General features: G+C 55.8%; 18 protein-coding genes and 5 tRNA genes. 2 read left to right on the forward strand and 21 right to left on the reverse strand.

Translation table 11 applies throughout. The features are described 5' to 3' along the window. Positions 1 to 81 precede the first annotated feature (81 nt). The 19 genes from HMPREF0908_RS07775 to map form a co-directional block, all read right to left on the reverse strand. The gene (locus tag HMPREF0908_RS07775) at positions 82 to 1,116 is read right to left on the reverse strand and encodes a sirohydrochlorin cobaltochelatase (RefSeq protein ID WP_040572627.1); all 1,035 of its coding nucleotides are present in this window, start codon (positions 1,114 to 1,116) and stop codon (positions 82 to 84) included. A gap of 137 nt (positions 1,117 to 1,253) precedes the next feature. Then, positions 1,254 to 1,997, reverse strand: a complete 744-nt coding sequence (locus HMPREF0908_RS07780; protein ID WP_006690937.1) for a vWA domain-containing protein — start codon at positions 1,995 to 1,997, stop codon at positions 1,254 to 1,256. A gap of 277 nt (positions 1,998 to 2,274) precedes the next feature. Continuing rightward, positions 2,275 to 3,075: an RNA polymerase sporulation sigma factor SigH gene (gene sigH / locus HMPREF0908_RS07785; protein ID WP_006690938.1), complete on the reverse strand. Its 801-nt coding sequence runs from the start codon at positions 3,073 to 3,075 to the stop codon at positions 2,275 to 2,277. A 363-nt stretch (positions 3,076 to 3,438) separates the two neighbouring features. After that, positions 3,439 to 3,810: a 50S ribosomal protein L7/L12 gene (gene rplL, locus HMPREF0908_RS07790; protein WP_006690939.1), complete on the reverse strand. Its 372-nt coding sequence runs from the start codon at positions 3,808 to 3,810 to the stop codon at positions 3,439 to 3,441. A 45-nt stretch (positions 3,811 to 3,855) separates the two neighbouring features. Then, on the reverse strand, positions 3,856 to 4,392 hold the full coding sequence (rplJ, locus tag HMPREF0908_RS07795; protein WP_006690940.1) for a 50S ribosomal protein L10: 537 nt from the start codon (positions 4,390 to 4,392) through the stop codon (positions 3,856 to 3,858). A gap of 298 nt (positions 4,393 to 4,690) precedes the next feature. Beyond that, positions 4,691 to 5,374: a 50S ribosomal protein L1 gene (gene rplA / locus HMPREF0908_RS07800; protein WP_006690942.1), complete on the reverse strand. Its 684-nt coding sequence runs from the start codon at positions 5,372 to 5,374 to the stop codon at positions 4,691 to 4,693. A gap of 58 nt (positions 5,375 to 5,432) precedes the next feature. Next, positions 5,433 to 5,858, reverse strand: a complete 426-nt coding sequence (rplK, locus tag HMPREF0908_RS07805; RefSeq protein WP_006690943.1) for a 50S ribosomal protein L11 — start codon at positions 5,856 to 5,858, stop codon at positions 5,433 to 5,435. 33 nt (positions 5,859 to 5,891) lie between these two features. Further along, positions 5,892 to 6,443, reverse strand: a complete 552-nt coding sequence (nusG, locus tag HMPREF0908_RS07810; RefSeq protein ID WP_006690944.1) for a transcription termination/antitermination protein NusG — start codon at positions 6,441 to 6,443, stop codon at positions 5,892 to 5,894. A 14-nt stretch (positions 6,444 to 6,457) separates the two neighbouring features. Next, entirely contained in the window at positions 6,458 to 6,643 is a 186-nt protein-coding gene (secE, locus tag HMPREF0908_RS07815) for a preprotein translocase subunit SecE (protein WP_006690945.1), read from the reverse strand. A 10-nt stretch (positions 6,644 to 6,653) separates the two neighbouring features. Continuing rightward, a complete protein-coding gene (rpmG, locus tag HMPREF0908_RS07820) occupies positions 6,654 to 6,803 on the reverse strand; it encodes a 50S ribosomal protein L33 (protein WP_006307107.1) in 150 nt (49 codons plus the stop codon). 159 nt (positions 6,804 to 6,962) lie between these two features. Then, positions 6,963 to 7,039: transfer RNA gene (locus HMPREF0908_RS07825), tRNA-Met, on the reverse strand. 6 nt (positions 7,040 to 7,045) lie between these two features. Then, positions 7,046 to 7,121 (reverse strand) — tRNA-Thr (locus HMPREF0908_RS07830). Positions 7,122 to 7,130: 9 nt separating this feature from the next. After that, positions 7,131 to 7,206: transfer RNA gene (locus HMPREF0908_RS07835), tRNA-Met, on the reverse strand. A 7-nt stretch (positions 7,207 to 7,213) separates the two neighbouring features. After that, positions 7,214 to 7,299: transfer RNA gene (locus tag HMPREF0908_RS07840), tRNA-Tyr, on the reverse strand. Between the two features lie 15 nt (positions 7,300 to 7,314). Continuing rightward, a tRNA-Met gene (locus HMPREF0908_RS07845) sits at positions 7,315 to 7,390 on the reverse strand. Between the two features lie 161 nt (positions 7,391 to 7,551). After that, positions 7,552 to 8,814, reverse strand: coding sequence for a diphosphate--fructose-6-phosphate 1-phosphotransferase (gene pfp, locus HMPREF0908_RS07850; protein ID WP_040572628.1), 1,263 nt, complete (start codon positions 8,812 to 8,814; stop codon positions 7,552 to 7,554). A 110-nt stretch (positions 8,815 to 8,924) separates the two neighbouring features. Further along, positions 8,925 to 9,632, reverse strand: coding sequence for a nuclease-related domain-containing protein (locus HMPREF0908_RS07855; RefSeq protein WP_006690947.1), 708 nt, complete (start codon positions 9,630 to 9,632; stop codon positions 8,925 to 8,927). Between the two features lie 37 nt (positions 9,633 to 9,669). Next, a complete protein-coding gene (locus tag HMPREF0908_RS07860; RefSeq protein ID WP_006690948.1) occupies positions 9,670 to 10,950 on the reverse strand; it encodes a DEAD/DEAH box helicase in 1,281 nt (426 codons plus the stop codon). Then, positions 10,947 to 11,819, reverse strand: a complete 873-nt coding sequence (gene map / locus HMPREF0908_RS07865) for a type I methionyl aminopeptidase (protein WP_040572629.1) — start codon at positions 11,817 to 11,819, stop codon at positions 10,947 to 10,949. Before map ends, HMPREF0908_RS07860 begins: the two co-directional genes overlap by 4 nt. A 163-nt stretch (positions 11,820 to 11,982) precedes the next feature. Here map and HMPREF0908_RS07870 point away from each other — a divergent pair, with 163 nt between their 5' ends. Together HMPREF0908_RS07870 and HMPREF0908_RS07875 are read left to right on the forward strand one after the other, a co-directional pair. Next, positions 11,983 to 12,822 carry a polysaccharide deacetylase family protein gene (locus HMPREF0908_RS07870; protein ID WP_006690950.1) on the forward strand — a complete coding sequence of 280 codons (840 nt, stop codon included), beginning with the start codon at positions 11,983 to 11,985 and terminating at the stop codon, positions 12,820 to 12,822. A 374-nt stretch (positions 12,823 to 13,196) separates the two neighbouring features. After that, positions 13,197 to 13,394, forward strand: coding sequence for a hypothetical protein (locus HMPREF0908_RS07875; RefSeq protein ID WP_006690951.1), 198 nt, complete (start codon positions 13,197 to 13,199; stop codon positions 13,392 to 13,394). Between the two features lie 97 nt (positions 13,395 to 13,491). On the opposite strand, the gene HMPREF0908_RS07880 is transcribed toward HMPREF0908_RS07875, so the two are convergent. Together HMPREF0908_RS07880 and HMPREF0908_RS07885 are read right to left on the reverse strand one after the other, a co-directional pair. Continuing rightward, positions 13,492 to 14,943, reverse strand: a complete 1,452-nt coding sequence (locus HMPREF0908_RS07880) for a sucrose-6-phosphate hydrolase (protein WP_040572630.1) — start codon at positions 14,941 to 14,943, stop codon at positions 13,492 to 13,494. A gap of 5 nt (positions 14,944 to 14,948) precedes the next feature. Next, a complete protein-coding gene (locus tag HMPREF0908_RS07885; protein WP_006690953.1) occupies positions 14,949 to 16,817 on the reverse strand; it encodes a glucose PTS transporter subunit IIA in 1,869 nt (622 codons plus the stop codon). Positions 16,818 to 16,835: the final 18 nt, after the last annotated feature.

The raw sequence follows: 16,835 nt of genomic DNA on the forward strand, positions 1-16,835 counted from the left end.
ATAACAGGGTCTTCCTACAAAGAAAAGAGCCCGCCACAGGAGCAGATGCTCCTGTGACAGACTCCAATCCTATACGCTGTGTTACTTCATCATTTTGATGTGATCTGCATCTGCACCCTTACGTCCCTGCAGCGCATCCCATGCATCGTTGGCACGCTCCACAAAAGCAGCACGAATCGCCGGGTTCTCACCGAGACCATGGAGGTAAGTGTTTACCTTAAAGCCCTGGCTCTCAAGAATACTCTTGTGCGAGTCTGAATCCTTGCCGGCCATGTCGTTGTGTGCATGATCGCCCGCAACCATCATGATCGGCATGAGCGTAACCATCTTGATGTGGTTCTGCTTGAGTTTCGGCAGGATCGTTTCAAGGCTCGGCCAGCCCTCAACCGTGTAGACATAGACGTTCTTATAGCCGAGCTCGTTGAGCTTTGCCTGAATCACGGAATAGTAAGCGTTGGAGACATGCGGCGTACCGTGTGCCATGAGAAGGAGCGCCTCATCCTTCCCCAGCGCCGGGAACTGGCTTGAGACCGCCTTGATGAACTCTGTCACGTCGTCTGACTGATCTTCCTGCCCCTGCCAGTACATGAGTGACGTACCGCAGGTCATCGTCTTGAACTGATCCTTATACTCGTTGTACACGGCCTTGACATAGGAATACTCCATGCCCGGGATAACATCGAGCGACACCAGTGCAACGCGGGAGTATCCCTCCGCTTTGAGCTGCATCAGTGCCTCCTCGGGTGTGGGGTAGTGCTTGCCTTCCTTCGCCGCGATACGGTCGATGATGATATGGGAGGTAAATGCCGTAACGACCTTCACGCCGGGGTTTGCGTCCTGAATATCACGCACGGTCGCCTCAATCGTCTTCTCACGCGTATCTTTGAACGTTGTGCCGAAGCTGGCGACAACGATGGCATCCTTGTTCGTGTAGTTTGCCATCTGCGGGTTCTCATACTTCAGAACACCGATCTCCGAAGCCTCCATAAGCGCCGGTGTCACCGTCTTGACCGCGGGGTTCAGCTCATACGCAGCCTCCGCCGGGCTGTACGATGAGAGTCCCAAAACCGCCGAGCACGCAAGTGAAGTGACCAGCATTTTCTTCCAGTTTTTCATTCCGACTCCTCCTAAAACAGAGGCTTCCCCCATAACAAGAAAGCCAAATGACTCCCCCATCAATTCAGTTCTATTATATATAGATTACGTTTATAGGATACATCGTCAACAGGAAATTGTCAACATACATCGACGACTTATTTTCCCGTATCCTGCTCGACATGATCCTTCCATGCATCCGATTTCTTGCTGCCGCTCGCACGCTCTGCGACGTAGGCACCGACAGCATCGTAGTTCGCACGGACGCCGCTCGATGTGTTCTTGTACGTCACGGCGTTTGCCTTTGATACACCAATCGCCCCCGCTTCCTCCGCGGCATCGATGTTCGCGCCGAGGTAGATGAAGTCCCAGCCTTCCTTCTCCTGCTTGTCCGAGATGAGTTTCTTTACCTTTTCCTTAGTGAACTCGGTGCTCGCGTTCTCCATTCCATCCGTGATGATGACAAAGATGACCTTTGTCCCCTTCTTCGCCGTGACCCCTGTCCGTTCCATGCGAAGAATCGTCCCGCCGACTGCATCGAGCAGTGCCGTCGTACCGCCCGTCTCATAGTCGCGCTCGGTCAGTGGATGAACATGGAGGATATTTCTGCGCTCATAGAGGAGATCCGTCTTGTCATTAAAGAGCACCGTCGTTACCTGCACATCGACATTGAGTTTTTTCTCCTTCTCAATCATCGAATTAAACCCGCCGATGGTGTCCGCCTCAAGTCCGTGCATCGATCCGCTCTTGTCGAGAACCATCACAAGTTCGATGCTGCTTGGTGTTTCCTCCAGTGCAGGCGCTTTCCGCACACTCTCTTCTGCCGCATGCGCCGACGCCGCTGCGGCACACATGAGACAGAACAGTGCCGTCAGCAGGATGGACAAAAACTTTTTCCGCATGGTAACCCTCCTATCTCTCAAGTCTTCTCTAGGGAATCACTGATAAAATGAAGTCCGTCGGATTGGTACAGATGTTTTGTCCTGTCCAGGAGACAAGCTGGACGCACAACAGCAGAGGCCATGTGGAGGATCCTGGGGTACAGGCAGGACGAAAAAGATGTACAAATACGACTGTGCTGAATTTATCAGTACTTCCTTGGATTATAGCAATGTTGAATAACATTCACATTAGAAAAGCAAAAAAGCCGGTCGCCCGGCATTCCCTCTATCTTTATTCCTACTCCCGTCCCACGCGGTTGATGGTCGTCAGACCGCGATAAACGGTCCCGATATCGAGATCGTCCCCGCGCGACTCCATGTATTTTTCCAGTTTCCGTTTGACACGCTGCAGTGCGTTATCGATGGATTTAACCTGACGATGCAGGTCAACGGCAATCTCCTGGTAGGACTTGCCGTCGAGATAGCTCATTAGAACACGCCACTCAAGATCGCTGAGAATCTCCTCCATCTTCTGCTCGATATCGATGAACTCCTCGTGACTGATGACCAGTTCCTCAGGATCGCTGATACGCGCACCGGACAGCACATCGAGCAGCGTGCGGTCAGAGTCCTCATCATAGATTGGCTTGTTCAGTGAGACATAGGAGTTAAGCGGGATATGCTTCTGCCGTGTCGCCGTCTTGATTGCTGTGATGATCTGGCGTGTCACGCAGAGCTCCGCAAAGGCACGAAAGGACGAAAGTTTGTCCGGACGATAATCACGGATCGCCTTGAAGAATCCGATCATCCCCTCCTGCACAATGTCCTCGCGGTCTGCCCCGATGAGAAAGTAGGAGCGTGCTTTGGAGCGCACGAAGTTACGGTACTTGTTGATAAGATAGTCGAGTGCCTCATCGCCGTCACAGCCTCGAATGCGATTCAACAGATCCTCGTCCGAACAACCATCGAAGACGCTGCTTTCCACAGCATCGTCTGCGAACGCATCTTTTTCGGTGTCAGATTCTCCCGGATCCAGCTCCTCGGGCACGGCTTGTTCATCATCCAACAAGGGCGTCTGCTTATCGCCGTAAAAAATCATACGATGCACCGTCTCTCCCAGAAAATCCCTCGCGAGGCGGACGGTACAGTTCCGCCCCACACTACAAATGTCCTAGATTTATTATAACTCTATTGTAAAAGTCCCGTCAAGAGACAAAAAAGGACTGCCGCACGATGGTTTTCACCTCGTGCACAGTCCCTATTTGTACCTCTTACACCGCTTTGTACTGCCCTTTGCGTCCCCTATTCAAAAAACAGATCACAGGACGCTGCTGCCTGGATAATAGGCTGCACGGGAAAACATCCCACCAGTCAAATCCAAGAGAGACAGCGCAGACGTGCGGATGACATTGACCGCTCCCCGTCAAGCGGGGACGGCTGAGGAAATTTACATCAGACGGAATTACTTCAGCTCGACCGTTGCGCCGGCCTCTTCGAGCTTCTTCTTGAGCTCCTCAGCCTCAGCCTTGCCGACGTTCTCCTTGACCGGCTTCGGTGCTCCGTCAACGAGCTCCTTCGCTTCCTTCAGACCAAGGCCCGTTGCCTCACGGACAGCCTTGATGACGTTGATCTTCTTATCGCCTGCAGCTGCAAGAACGACAGTAAACTCCGACTTCTCCTCGCCGCCTGCTGCGGGTGCAGCACCGCCGGCAGCAGCAACAGCAACCGGTGCAGCTGCGCTGACACCAAACTTCTCTTCCATAGCCTTAACAAGCTCGGAGAGTTCGAGAACGGTCATGTTCTCAATGGCTTCCAGAATCTGATCCTTATTCATGCTGTATACCTCCAAAAATATGTAAATTCTCTCTCAATCTGCTGTTTATGCGGACGCCTTCTGCGCACGCACAGCCTCAAGCACATAGACGGCATTGCGGATAACCCCCTGAAGCACGTTTACCGTGTTCGAGATCGGCGCATTCATGCTGCCCATGAGTTTTGCAACCAGCTCCTCGCGCGACGGGAGCGATGCAAGTGCCTGCACCTCAGCTGTATCGATGACCTTGCCCTCAACGGTACCGACCTTGACGGACAAGATGCCCTTTTCGTCGAGCTTGTTCTTCTTGATATAGCCGCAAATGACCTTTGCTGGTGCAACAGCATCATCTGCCGAGAATGCAAATGCAGTCGTACCTTCGAGATGCGGATCCAGCCCCTCAAGGCCAAGTGCATCCGCCGCACGGCGCAGCATCGTGTTCTTTACAACGTGATAGGAAACACCCGCAGCGCGCAGTTCACGGCGCAGCTCTGTATCCTGTGCCACAGTAAGACCGGTGTACGTGGTAAATACGGCTCCTTTCGCCGAGCTAAGCTGTTCTTTCAGCTTCTCGACGATGACTTCTTTCTTGTGATCTGCCATGTAATCATTTCCCTCCCTTCTTGTCGCCGTTCATCTTGGCACGTCCTTCCGTTCTCGCTGCGTCGGAACATCCTCCACGCAGGCCTTAACTGCGCGTCTGGTGTTCCTCCTTGCTCGAACAAAAATCCGCACCAATCTGGACGGCTCTTATTCTTTTGAATGAAAAATCTCCGGCTGCTATCCTGCCGGAGATGAATGTTCAAATTCACGTCCGGCCTCGGCAGGCGACCATGTCGTTAGATGCTTGCGCAAACCTGCTGTCTACAGCCCGGGGAAATTCCGTGCGCTGTTAAAAGAATTAGCTGAGCGCAACGGGGACGGCGGGTCCCATCGTCGCCACAACGGTGATGGAGCGGATGTACTGCCCCTTTGCCGCTGCCGGCTTCACGCGGATCAGCGTGTCGATGATCGCCTGATAGTTTTCGCGGAGTTTCTCCGCATCAAAGGAGGCCTTCCCGATGGGAACGTGGACATTGCCCGCCTTGTCCGTGCGGTACTCCACCTGACCTGCCTTGATTTCGCCGATGGCTTTCTTCAGATCCATCGTGACCGTGCCGAGCTTCGGGTTCGGCATGAGTCCGCGCGGGCCGAGCACCTTGCCGAGGCGGCCGACCGTGCCCATCATGTCGGGCGTAGCGACAGCAACGTCAAAATCGAGCCAACCGCCCTGAATCTTCTGCACGATCTCATCCGAGCCGACGAAGTCAGCCCCTGCTGCCTCAGCCTCAGCGACCTTCTCGCCCTTGGCAAAGACAAGCACGCGCTGTGTCTTGCCCGTGCCGTGCGGCAGGACGAGTGCACCGCGCACCTGTTGATCCGCATACTTCGGATCGACGCCGAGGCGCACATGCAGCTCAATGGTCTCGTCGAATTTGGCGGTCGCCGTCTTCTTGACGAGTTCCATCGCTTCCTGCGAAGCATAGAGCTTGCCGGCCTCGATCAGCTTCGCAGCGTCTTGGTACTTCTTACCAGCTTTTGCCATGAATAAACTCCCTTCGTGGTCATAACGGGCATACGCCCTTCCACTTTATCCCAGACGATCAGTCTGTGATCTCAATGCCCATGCTGCGGGCGGTGCCCTCGATCATAGACGTCGCCGCCTCGATCGATGCGGCGTTCAAATCCGGCATCTTGGACTCAGCAATCTCACGTGCCTTCGCACGCGGAAGCTTTGCGACCTTCGTCTTGTTCGGCTCGCCTGACGCCTTCTCAATGCCCGCCGCCTTCTTCAGCAGAACTGCTGCCGGAGGGGTCTTCGTGATAAAGGTAAAGGAACGATCCTCAAAGACTGTGATCTCAACCGGAATGATGAGCCCCGCCTGCTTCGCCGTACGCTCGTTGAAGTCCTTGACGAATGCCATGATATTGACGCCCGCCTGACCAAGCGCAGGTCCGACCGGAGGAGCTGGTGTCGCCTTGCCCGCAGGAACCTGCAGCTTCACGACACGCGCAACCTTCTTTGCCATCGACACATCACCTCCTTTCGGTGCGTATTATGTTCAAATCAGTTCGACCTGATCGATTTCGACATCGAGCGACTTCCCATCCACATCGACCTTTACGCCCATGCTTGACATATCGATCGATGTGATCTTGCCCGCATAGTCCTCGAATGCGCCCGAGGTGATGCGCACGGTATCCCCGACGTTCACCTTCGTACGGCGTTTCGGCTCTGCGCCGACCGAGCCCGAGAGAATGCGCTCCGCCTCCTCCGCCGTCAGCGGGATGGGATGCTTCTCCGAGCCGACGAAACCTGTGACGCCCGTCGTATTGCGCACGACGTACCATGAGTGTTCATCGACGATCATATCGACGAGGACATACCCCGGGAACACCTTGCGCGGGACAACCTTTTCCTTGCCGTCCTTGACCTCGATCTCGTTCTCCACAGGCACGACGACGTCAAAGATCATCTCGCTCATGCTCGCCGAGTGCATGAGGCGTTCAAGGTTCGCCTTGACCTTGTTCTCATACCCCGAGTAAGTGTGGATGACATACCATGCGCGATGCGGATTCGCCTGCCGGAGATTGAGTTCTTCCTTCTCTGCCATATCCCTCACCCCGTCTAGTAATGCAGGATAACCTGAAAAATGCGCGCAAAAATAGTGTCGCAGATCCAGATGAGCGCGCAGACGACAATGATCGCGATGCCGACGACACCGGTATAGGTCGCCAACTCACGCCGCGTCGACCACGAGACTTTCTTCATCTCGGCGACAACTTCCCGCAGGAACTTCACTATCTTTCCCATGATACGGGCTTTACTTCGTCTCTTTATGCGGCGTGTGCTTGCGGCAGAACTTGCAGTACTTGCTGAACTCCAGACGATCCGGGTTGTTCTTCTTGTTCTTGTTCGTGCGATAGTTGCGGCTATGGCACTCCGTGCACTCAAGCGTGATGTTGTTGCGCATGAATATCTACTCTCCTCATTTGTTATCGTGAAATCGCTCTTGCTAATTTATCATACTTGGAAAATGCTGTCAACGTGTGCCGCGCATTTTCCATCAGGAGACACCGAAGTGCTCCCTGAAAGCATAAAAGAACCCCCGTTGCGGGGGCATCAATCAAAATGGTGGCGGCACAGAGATTTGAACTCCGGACACTGCGGGTATGAACCGCATGCTCTAGCCAACTGAGCTATGCCGCCGTTATATGGAGCTGATGACCAGGATTGAACTGGTGACCTTATCCTTACCAAGGATACGCTCTGCCGACTGAGCTACACCAGCGCACAGACTTGGTTGCGGGGACAGGACTTGAACCTGTGACCTTCGGGTTATGAGCCCGACGAGCTACCGACTGCTCCACCCCGCGATAAAAGTGGTGGGCAGGGATGGATTCGAACCATCGTAATCCGAAGATGACAGATTTACAGTCTGTTGCCTTTAACCACTCGGCCACCTACCCATGATACTATGCAATTGGTTGCGGGGACAGGACTTGAACCTGTGACCTTCGGGTTATGAGCCCGACGAGCTACCGACTGCTCCACCCCGCGATATTCTGTCGTGTATTGCACTGACAATACGGTATTATACGGCAAAGGAACAGGCGCGTCAATACCTAAAATAGAAAAAAGGACGATGATGCGAAAGTTTTCCGTTTCGCATCGCCGTCCTCCGATACGCTCTCCTCCCAAAACGGCGGGACGAGAGGAATTCATTCTGCAGCATCACCATCAAAGAGATAGGCATAACGCTCCTTGAACGCCTCCTGTGTCATGCGATAGGCGTTCGCAAGTCCCGGATCGTCGAGGTCGCCCTTTTCGAGACGCATCATGAACCCGCGTGCAATGCGGTAGTGGACGGAAGCGATGTTGACCTTGCGCACCTTCGTCTTGCCCGTCTCTGGGTCACGGATCTCATCGAAGCGCATTGGCACCGCCTGATTGTCCTGAATCGTGATGATCGCCCCCGTATCCCCCTGCATGAGGAACTTGACAGCGGAGTAGCCGAGCGAGCGGCAGTAGTCAATATCATAGGCGATCGGCGCCGTGCAGCGCAGCTCATAGCCGATCTCCTTGTCGATGACGCTGATGGTGATGCCGAGCTTCTTCGTCTCGGCGAGCACCGCCTGCTTGATGATCTCGCCGAAGTCGAGCTCGCTGTAGCGGATATGACCGTGCTCGTCGGTAACAACATTGCCGAGTTTCGCAAAGTCCTCCTCGGCGATCTTCTCGATCACGCCCTCAGCAATGACGGCAACGCCGTAGTTGCGTCCCGTGAGGTAACGCTTCACGATCGAGCCGACAATCACGTCAACGACCTGCTGCAGCGGGATCTTGTCCTGTGCAAACTCCTCGGGGATGATGGTGATCGCCGCGCCTGCGCTCCGCCCCATCCCGAGGGCAAGATGCCCCGCCGTACGGCCCATGGCAATGGTGAAGTACCAGCGGTTGTTCGTCGTGCTCGCATCCTCCATGAGGTTCTCGATCTCCATCGTGCCGAAGGCACGCGCCGTCTCAAAGCCAAATGTCGGCACGCCCTCGGGAAGCGGCAGGTCGTTGTCGATGGTCTTCGGGACGTGGACGACGTTGATCGTGCGCCCCATCTTGCGTGCATACTCGGAGACCGCCATAGAACTGAACGCCGTATCGTCGCCGCCGATGGTCACAAGATGCGTCACGCCAAGCTCGGTCAGTGTCTCGACCACGGTGCGGAGGTCGGATTCCTTCTTTGTTGGGTTGAAGCGCGACATCTTCAGAATGCAGCCGCCCGTCAGGTGAATGCGGCTGATGTTCGCAGGCTCAAGGCGTACGTAGTTCTTCTCGCCGCGTGCAATCCGCGAAAAGCCGTCGTAGATGCCGAGCACATCCCAGCCGTGCCGCGTTGCCTCGCTGACCACGGCAGAGATGACGCTGTTGATGCCGGGCGCAGGCCCCCCGCCGCAGATAATCGCAATCACATTCTTGATGCCAATCATGAACATGCCTCCTCTTTAGAATTGTCTGTACTCCGTATAGATTCGACAAAATGAATTGTTTTCCTGCTCTCTTTGTCAACGATTCGTCACAGCTCGTATTTTCATACGAGTTATGACATAAGCCGCTGCACAAGACGGTACACATCGGCATCGCTCAGCTGAAAACGCGCCCTGTGATTCAGAATATATGACCGTACGACATCGCCGCGATCCGTAAAACGATCCGAACAATCCTCCAGAATCACATTTGGATGTGTAAAGAAGACTATGCCATCCACCCAGACGCGTGTGCCTACAGGCTTCAGATACTCCGCCAAGGCATGAATCTGATGCTTGAGCTGCTTGACGGGGTTCCGCATGGCAACGGTGTAATCCGTGCCCCGCCGTCCCGTCTTCTCCTGTTCCCAATCGCCTGCGTGCGGAGTGATCGTCCCGCTGTGGTGCTTCGTATTCACGATAAAGGCGCCGTTGCATCCAATGACGACGATGCTGCAGTAGGCGCCGGGCACCTGCACATTGCTCAGGACGTGATAGCTGTCCGGCAGCTGCCGCAGGACATCCAACGCCCGCTCCACCCCCTTGTCGCCCGAGGCAGACTTTCGATAGGCGTGCCAGAAGTGCTTGCCGACAGCCCCCGTAGCCGCAAAGGTGAGCAGCACGGGAATGGCAACGCCCATGTGAAGCAGGTGTCCGGATAGGATGTTGCGCATCCACCACAGCCAAATCAGTAAGCAGGAAGCGCCAAAAACACCCGCGAGAAGAAGATTCCGCTGTTTCTCATGGGCAAAGGAGGATTCCCGTGCATGCAGTACCGCCATATAAAACAACCTTTCTCAACGATGATATCTGCGTGCGTCACCGCTTCCTGCGGCTGCGCCGCCCGATGTTCGTGACGGTCTTGCCCGCCTTTTTGCTGCGCGGCTTCGACTTCGTGCGCTTGGGCAGCGCTCGGCGTTTTGCATCGCGCGGCGGATGTGCTTTTTTCTGTGCGTCCCCCTCCCCTGCGGGCGGTGCGGGACGCTTTTTTTTCTTGACTACGTCACGGCGCAGGCATGCCTTCAGCGCCGCCTCCATCTTGCGGAGTTTTTCGTGCTGATGCGGCGCAACGAGTGTGATCGCCTTGCCCTGTGTCCCTGCGCGCCCCGTGCGGCCGATGCGGTGGATGTAGTCGGTCACCGTCGGCGGCAGGTCGTAGTTATAGACGTGGGTCACGCCCTCGATGTCGAGTCCGCGCGCCGCAATGTCCGTCGCGCAGAGGATCTGCAGTTTTGCACTGCGGAACTGGCGCAGGACGAAACTGCGCTGCGTCTGCGTGAGGTCGCCGCTGAGCGCATCGACGAGATAGCCACGCTGTGCGAGCTCCATCATGAGCGCACGGGTGCGCTCCTTCGTGGCGCAGAACACCATGGCAAGATACGGTGCCTCCTCGTTGATGGAGGCACAGAGGCGGTCGAGCTTGTCCCCTGCACTGACGGGTATGACGACCTGTTCGATGGCGGCGAGTGTCACGGTCTCGCCCGCGAGACGAATGTGCGCGGGGTTAGTCATGAACCGCTTGGTCAGGCGCACAATGCGCTCGGGCATCGTTGCCGAGAAGAGTGCGAGCTGATAGTCCTGTGCCGCAGCACCGAGCAGGGTCTCCACATCCTCGATGAAGCCCATCTTCAGCATCTCGTCCGCCTCGTCGAGGACGACCTTGTTCACACGGCCGAGCGCAAGCGTTCCGCGCCGTACGTGATCGAGCAGACGTCCCGGCGTACCGATGACGAGCTGCGGACTGCGGCGCAGCTTTTCCTTCTGCCGCTCGATGTCCGCCCCGCCATAGATCACAGTCGTTCCGATGCCAAGAGGCTCCGCGAGCGATGCAGCGACGTGTTCGATCTGGATGGCGAGCTCGCGCGTCGGTGCAATAACGAGTGCCTGCGCTGCCGCACCCTGCGGCTTGATGCGCGCAAGGAGCGGCAGGAGATAGGCGAGTGTCTTGCCCGTCCCCGTCTGCGCCTGTGCGATCACGTCACGCCCCGCGCGCATGGGCGGGATCGCCTGCTCCTGCACGGGGGTCGGCTGCGTGATGCCCTGTTTTTGGAGGAGTGCGGTCAGCGTCTCCGAGATGCCGAGCTGATCGAAATGCGTCATGATGAAAGTACCTCTGCGCCTGTCTCTGTGATGAGAATGGTCTTTTCCCACTGCGCAGAGAGCGTCCCGTCCTTCGTCCGCACCGTCCATCCGTCCGTGCGGTCTACAGTGACATCGTAATCGCCCGCATTGATCATCGGCTCGACCGTGAACACCATGCCCGGCACCATGAGCATTCCCGTTCCCGGCTCACCCTCATGCGGGACATACGGCTCCATGTGAAAGTCCTTGCCGACGCCATGACCGCCGAGTGCCGTGACGACCGAGTACCCGTTGGCATGCGCCCAGTCGCCGCACGCCGCACTCACGTCGCCGAGGAAATGCCACGGGCGCGCCGCAGCGATGCCGCGCTCCATGCACTCCTTCGTCACCTTGACGAGCCGCTCCGCTGCCGCCGGCACCTTGCCGATGAGATACATCCGCGAAGCATCCGCATAGTAGCCGTCCACGATGACGGTCGAGTCGACGTTGATGATATCGCCCTCTTTGAGCACATCCTTGGTCGACGGAATCCCATGACAGACCACATTGTTGATCGACGTACAGATGCTCTTGGGGAAACCCTCGAAGCCGAGGCAGGCGGGAATGCCGCCGTGCGAGACAATGTACTCGTGCGCCGCACGATCCAGCGTCTCCGTGTCAACGCCCGGCGCGACGAGCGTCCCCATGAGATCGAGCACTGCATCGTTGATGACAGCGGCACGGCGGATGCCCGCGATATCCGCCTCGTTATTGATGATCTTGTGCGGCGGACGCACCTGTCCCTTGATTACATCATAGCGAATGGAGGCGATGCGCTCGTCAAAGTCCTCGTGACATTTTTTATATTTCTTGCCGCTGCCGCACCAGCATAGGTCATTTCGATTCATTCCTGCACTCCTTATCATCCTGACATTTCTCTCCTCGTATTATAGACCGAAAAAGAGTTTTTATCAAAGGTTTTCCGTACTGTACAGCGTCTGCCTTGACATGACAGAAGGGATAAGCTACACTTAACACGTTGTTAATTTCTATTAAAAAGAAGGTATTTTAGTGAAATTCCCACGTTGGCTGCTCATTCCGATCGTTCTGATTCTCCTGTGTTTCGCTGCTGCGGTGCTGCTCATGTGCACATCCCCCGGCGTGCCCGTGCTCAACTACCATCAGGTCGAGGACAAGGACGGCAACCCACTCACACTGTACTGCGACCAGTTTGACCAGCAGATGGCATACCTTGCAGAAGAGGGCTACCATACGATCACGCTGGACGAGATGATGGACGCGGCGGAAAGCGGTGCGCCGCTCCCCGCAAAGCCTGTCGTCATTACCCTCGATGACGGGTACGTTGACAACTACGAGTATGCCTATCCAATCCTAAAAAAATATGGATTCAAGGCAACGATCTTCCTCATCAACGATTTCACGGGCGTCTATCCAAACTATCTGACGTGGGAACAGATCCATGAGATGCAGGACTCCGGGCTGATCAACTTTGAGAGTCACACGATGACGCACGCGAATCTATCGGAGCTAACCTCGCGCGACGAGCTGCGCCATGAGATCGCCGACTCCCGCGTCGCTCTCTCAGAGAAGCTGGGCAGAGAGATCAGCTACATTGCCTACCCGGGCGGACGCGTCACCAATGACGTCGAGGAGATCACACGCGCAGCCGGATACCGCGGCGGCTTCACCGTTCACTATGGTCTTTCTACACCTACAGAGGGCGCATACCAAATGGACCGCATCCCCATCTTCGGCTGCAATACGCATACAATGACGCGCTTTAAGCTGCGGGTGGCATTCGCTCCGCTCATCGCACCATTCGAAGATTTACGTCTGGATTTGCGTGCATGGGGGCTCTCCCTAATCGCCAATTATCTCCCGATCCCCTAAGATTCGCTTCTTCAACACTGTCTGCATCGCATGCGCCACGTGGTCATCGATGATACGCGTGTCTCAGGCCATTGTTCATGTTCATTTCATTTAAGGCTTAAACTTACAACCAGCCCCTATGATGGCAGCAACTATCCACGCCAGGACGGAGACATAAACGAGATTAACATAACCGACACACATCCCCCCCGAGCCGGCATGAAGGAGGCGGCGCCCCAAGTATGCCGCTTTGCAGGCTTGCAGACAAATAAATGCTGCAGGCAAATTGTAGACAAACACAATATTTTTGTGAATAAACTGTAAAAGATTGGGACAGGACGCAAAAAATATGCTATAATGCCCGTATTGGTTATTGTGTTTAAGGAGGGCTTTTCATGGATTTTGAAGCACTGGTGAAAGCGAAGTTTGACGAGGCTTATGCGGCGACGGAGCATCCGAAGAAATTCTTCCTCACGGAGAACGGACGCGGTGTTGTCGACGGCGGCGAGATGTACAACGCACTGCTCCACGATGTGCTCGATGTCGTTCAAAAGGCAGTCATCGGCATTCTTAAAGAAAGCCATCACAACTAAAAATGTAAAAAACACAAAGGCTTTGCCATACAGAACGGTGTGTATGACAAAGCCTTATTTTTTTCCTTTGAAATTATGGGGCCGCCCTTTATGCTGCTCAGGTACTCTCATAGCGGAACGGTTCAAGCTCCCACATAGCACCTGTCAGACGTATGACATCGACATCGGTGAACACGCGAAGTGTCGGATGCACATCCTCCTGCGGGAAGAGAGCAATCGTCGCCGCCTCCTCCCCATACTGGAAGAACGCCTCAACGGCACTGTGATCGATATAAAGCCGCAGAGAGAGCGTATGATCGACGTAGAGTTTGAAGGAACGCGTGCCGCGTCCGCCGGAGCGCATCCCCTTGCGGTCGATGGTCATCACCTGCTCCAGCCGGTGATAGCGGAATACCAGTTTCTCTGCTCCATAGACCAGCTCGACGGCAACGGTGTAGACATCTCCCATCTCGATGTCGAGCAGCAGCTCTGTGAGGTCAAAGAGCTCCGTTTCATAGGCACTCTTCCTCGCCATCTCAAGGGCTCGCTCTGTCTCGCGGTGGCGCAGAGCCTTCAGCTCGCGCACCGGCTCAGAGAAAATATGTCCCTGGCGCAGCGTCAGTACACGCGGCAGCGTCAGGCTGTGCATCCACCCATCCGCACGCGTCGGATAGTCGTCCTCACGATCGGGCATCCCCATCCAGCCAATGAGGATATGCCGACCCTCATGCGTCATGACCTGCGGCGCATAGAAGTCAAACCCGTGATCGAGTTCCTTGAACCTTCCATGCATCAACATCTCCATCGCATCCATCGAGGCATGTCCCGCGATGTAGCCCGACTGATAGAGATTTTGCCGGTCATAGGCACGCGCGGGAACCCCCTGCGGACAGAACAGCAGCACATCATAGTCGCCGAACGAGAGGAGATTTGGACATTCCCACATATAGCCGAAATCCTTCAGCTGTGTTTTCAGTTCACCGCGGCACTCCCAGCCGTCCTCCGTCTCACGGTAGACGAGAACGCAGCCGCGCTCCTCGACGGTCTGCGCCCCAATGATGAGATAGCGTACCCCATCACGGGTGAAAAGGTATGGATCACGAAAATGTGCCGTAAATCCGGGCGGTGGTCCATCAATGATGATGTTCTCCTTTTTTACCGCACCCGCCGCCTTCGTATACGTACCAAAACGCTGTGCAGAGCTGCGGTTTCCCGCCGCATCTTTTGCATTGCAGGTATAAAGAATGCGCAGCCGTCCGTCCTCCTCTGTTCCGCAGCCCGAGTAGCAGCCGTCCTTATCATGTGCATCGCTCGGCCACAGAGCAATCTGTGGAACAGTGTAGGTACAGAAATCGCGCGTCTTCGTATGCGCCCATGTCTTGTTTTTGTGCGTGCAGCCGAAGGGGTTCCATTGATAGAAGATATGCCAGCCATTGTGATAGGAAAGCCCATTCGGATCGTTGATGAGACCGAACGGCATTTCCAGATGAAATCGATTATGCAGGCGCTCGGTAAAGGGAAATCCCGCGGCAAGACGCGCATCGATCTTCCGCTTGTCAAAATTCTCCACAACACTCACTCCTCGGGGCGAAAGGTAACGAAGGTCAGACCGAATGCGACAGCAAAGCCGACAATATTGACAAGGATGTAGGCGGGAAGATGGTCAAGGTAGAGCAATGTGCCCGGCAGCACCGTAATGCCCATGCCCGTTCCCGCAAGGTGCAGGAACCCCGCGGCGGCACCCGCACAGGCCCCCCCGGCAAGTCCGCAGATAAAGGGCCGCATGAAGCGCAGATTGATGCCGAAAATCGCCGGCTCCGTGATGCCGAGGAAGGCGGGCACGGCAGAGGAGATATAAAGTGCACGCTTTTTCGCATTGTGCGTACGTGCCGCAACAGCGACGGCAGCGCCGCCCTGTGCAACGATTGCGCCCGTGATGATGGCATTGAACGGATCAACGCCCGTCGATGCGAGGAGCTGTACCTCAAGTGCATTGAACACATGATGCACACCGAACACGACAATCACCTGATGCAAACCGCCGACAACAAATCCGCCGATGCCGTACGGCAGCTCCAGAAAGGTACGTACCGCACCGAAGATAACGATCTCCAGTGTGTGCATGATCGGACCGATAACGAGCAGGCCGAGCAGCATCGAAACGAGCAGCGTGAGGAAAGGTGTGACAATGAGGTCAACGATGTCCGGCACAAAGGTCTTGAACCATTTCTGCAGACGCGCGGCAAAGATGCCGAGCACGAGCGCGGGAAGAACCGAGCCCTGATAGCCAACCACGGGAATTGGAATCCCGAAGATCTCCATGGAGAGCGGAACAGCATCGCCTGCTGCGATGGCGTAGGCGTTCGGCAGCTGTGGTGCGACGAGCATCAGCCCGAGCACGATGCCAATGACAGGCGTCCCACCGAAACGGTTCATGGTTGACCAGCAGACGAGTGCCGGCAGAAAGGCAAAGGCGGTATCTGTGAGAATCTGACTCATGCGTATTAGGTTCTCATTCATCCCAATCCCAAGACTCTGCGCCATCCCGCGCAGCCCCATAAAGAGTCCTGTCGCGACGAGCACGGGAATGACGGGGACAAAGACATCCCCGAGCGTACGTGATACCTTCTGCAGCGGCGTCATCTGTTCGTACGCCTCCTGCTTTCCGCTGGCAGCAGCGGCCGCGAGATTCGTCCCCGCAATAAAGGCATCATAAACCTTGTCAACAAAGCCCGTACCGAGGATGATCTGATACTGTGCGGCAGCAAAGAACTGCCCCTTCACGCCGTCAATGTTCTCAATCGCCTTCTCATCAATGAGCGTCTTGTCGTTGACGATCAGCCGCAGCCGTGTTGCACAGTGCTCGGCGCTGCGGACGTTTCCCGCCCCGCCGACGTACTTCCAGATCAGTTTGGCGACGCGCTCCTCCTTCGGCAGATTCGGATCGATCTCCGCACCTGCGGCAGTGCTGTGTTCCTCCTGCGGTGCACCGTCCTCCTCCGCATCATCGCCCGAGGAGATCTCCGCGCCGTCCAGTGTAAAGGTGATTTTCCCATAGTCCGCTGCATTCGTGACAAGCACGGGTGTTGTCGTCTCATACCCTTCCGCGCGGATGGCATCGGGGTCAAATTCAAGCAGGAGCTGCCCCTTTTGCACCGTATCGCCCTGTGCCACATGCGAGGTAAAGTGCTTTCCCTCAAGTTTCACCGTATCTACTCCGACATGGATAAGCAAGTCCACACCATCTGCGGAATGAATGCCGATGGCATGTTTCGTCGCAAAGAGCACGGTCACCTCTCCATCGACCGGTGAAACAACACGCCCCTCCGGATCGGCGACAGCAGCGCCGCGCCCCATTGCCCCGCTGGCGAATGCCGGATCCGTCACCTCGGACAATGGAATCAGGCGTCCGTGCAGCGGACTGTCCAAACGAATATCCTGCATATGGATTCTCCCCGTGAA

This window comes from Centipeda flueggei ATCC 43531, assembly GCF_000160695.1.
Classification (GTDB): Bacteria; Bacillota; Negativicutes; order Selenomonadales; family Selenomonadaceae; genus Centipeda; species Centipeda flueggei.

Bases quoted from the DNA above. Each gene is read 5' to 3' on its own strand.
- HMPREF0908_RS07775 (WP_040572627.1), bottom strand. From the start codon at position 1,116: ATGAAAAACTGGAAGAAAATGCTGGTCACTTCACTTGCGTGCTCGGCG.
- HMPREF0908_RS07780 (WP_006690937.1), bottom strand. From the start codon at position 1,997: ATGCGGAAAAAGTTTTTGTCCATCCTGCTGACGGCACTGTTCTGTCTC.
- sigH (WP_006690938.1), bottom strand. From the start codon at position 3,075: ATGATTTTTTACGGCGATAAGCAGACGCCCTTGTTGGATGATGAACAA.
- rplL (WP_006690939.1), bottom strand. From the start codon at position 3,810: ATGAATAAGGATCAGATTCTGGAAGCCATTGAGAACATGACCGTTCTC.
- rplJ (WP_006690940.1), bottom strand. From the start codon at position 4,392: ATGGCAGATCACAAGAAAGAAGTCATCGTCGAGAAGCTGAAAGAACAG.
- rplA (WP_006690942.1), bottom strand. From the start codon at position 5,374: ATGGCAAAAGCTGGTAAGAAGTACCAAGACGCTGCGAAGCTGATCGAG.
- rplK (WP_006690943.1), bottom strand. From the start codon at position 5,858: ATGGCAAAGAAGGTTGCGCGTGTCGTGAAGCTGCAGGTTCCTGCGGGC.
- nusG (WP_006690944.1), bottom strand. From the start codon at position 6,443: ATGGCAGAGAAGGAAGAACTCAATCTCCGGCAGGCGAATCCGCATCGC.
- secE (WP_006690945.1), bottom strand. From the start codon at position 6,643: ATGGGAAAGATAGTGAAGTTCCTGCGGGAAGTTGTCGCCGAGATGAAG.
- rpmG (WP_006307107.1), bottom strand. From the start codon at position 6,803: ATGCGCAACAACATCACGCTTGAGTGCACGGAGTGCCATAGCCGCAAC.
- pfp (WP_040572628.1), bottom strand. From the start codon at position 8,814: ATGATTGGCATCAAGAATGTGATTGCGATTATCTGCGGCGGGGGGCCT.
- HMPREF0908_RS07855 (WP_006690947.1), bottom strand. From the start codon at position 9,632: ATGGCGGTACTGCATGCACGGGAATCCTCCTTTGCCCATGAGAAACAG.
- HMPREF0908_RS07860 (WP_006690948.1), bottom strand. From the start codon at position 10,950: ATGACGCATTTCGATCAGCTCGGCATCTCGGAGACGCTGACCGCACTC.
- map (WP_040572629.1), bottom strand. From the start codon at position 11,819: ATGAATCGAAATGACCTATGCTGGTGCGGCAGCGGCAAGAAATATAAA.
- HMPREF0908_RS07875 (WP_006690951.1), top strand. From the start codon at position 13,197: ATGGATTTTGAAGCACTGGTGAAAGCGAAGTTTGACGAGGCTTATGCG.
- HMPREF0908_RS07885 (WP_006690953.1), bottom strand. From the start codon at position 16,817: ATGCAGGATATTCGTTTGGACAGTCCGCTGCACGGACGCCTGATTCCA.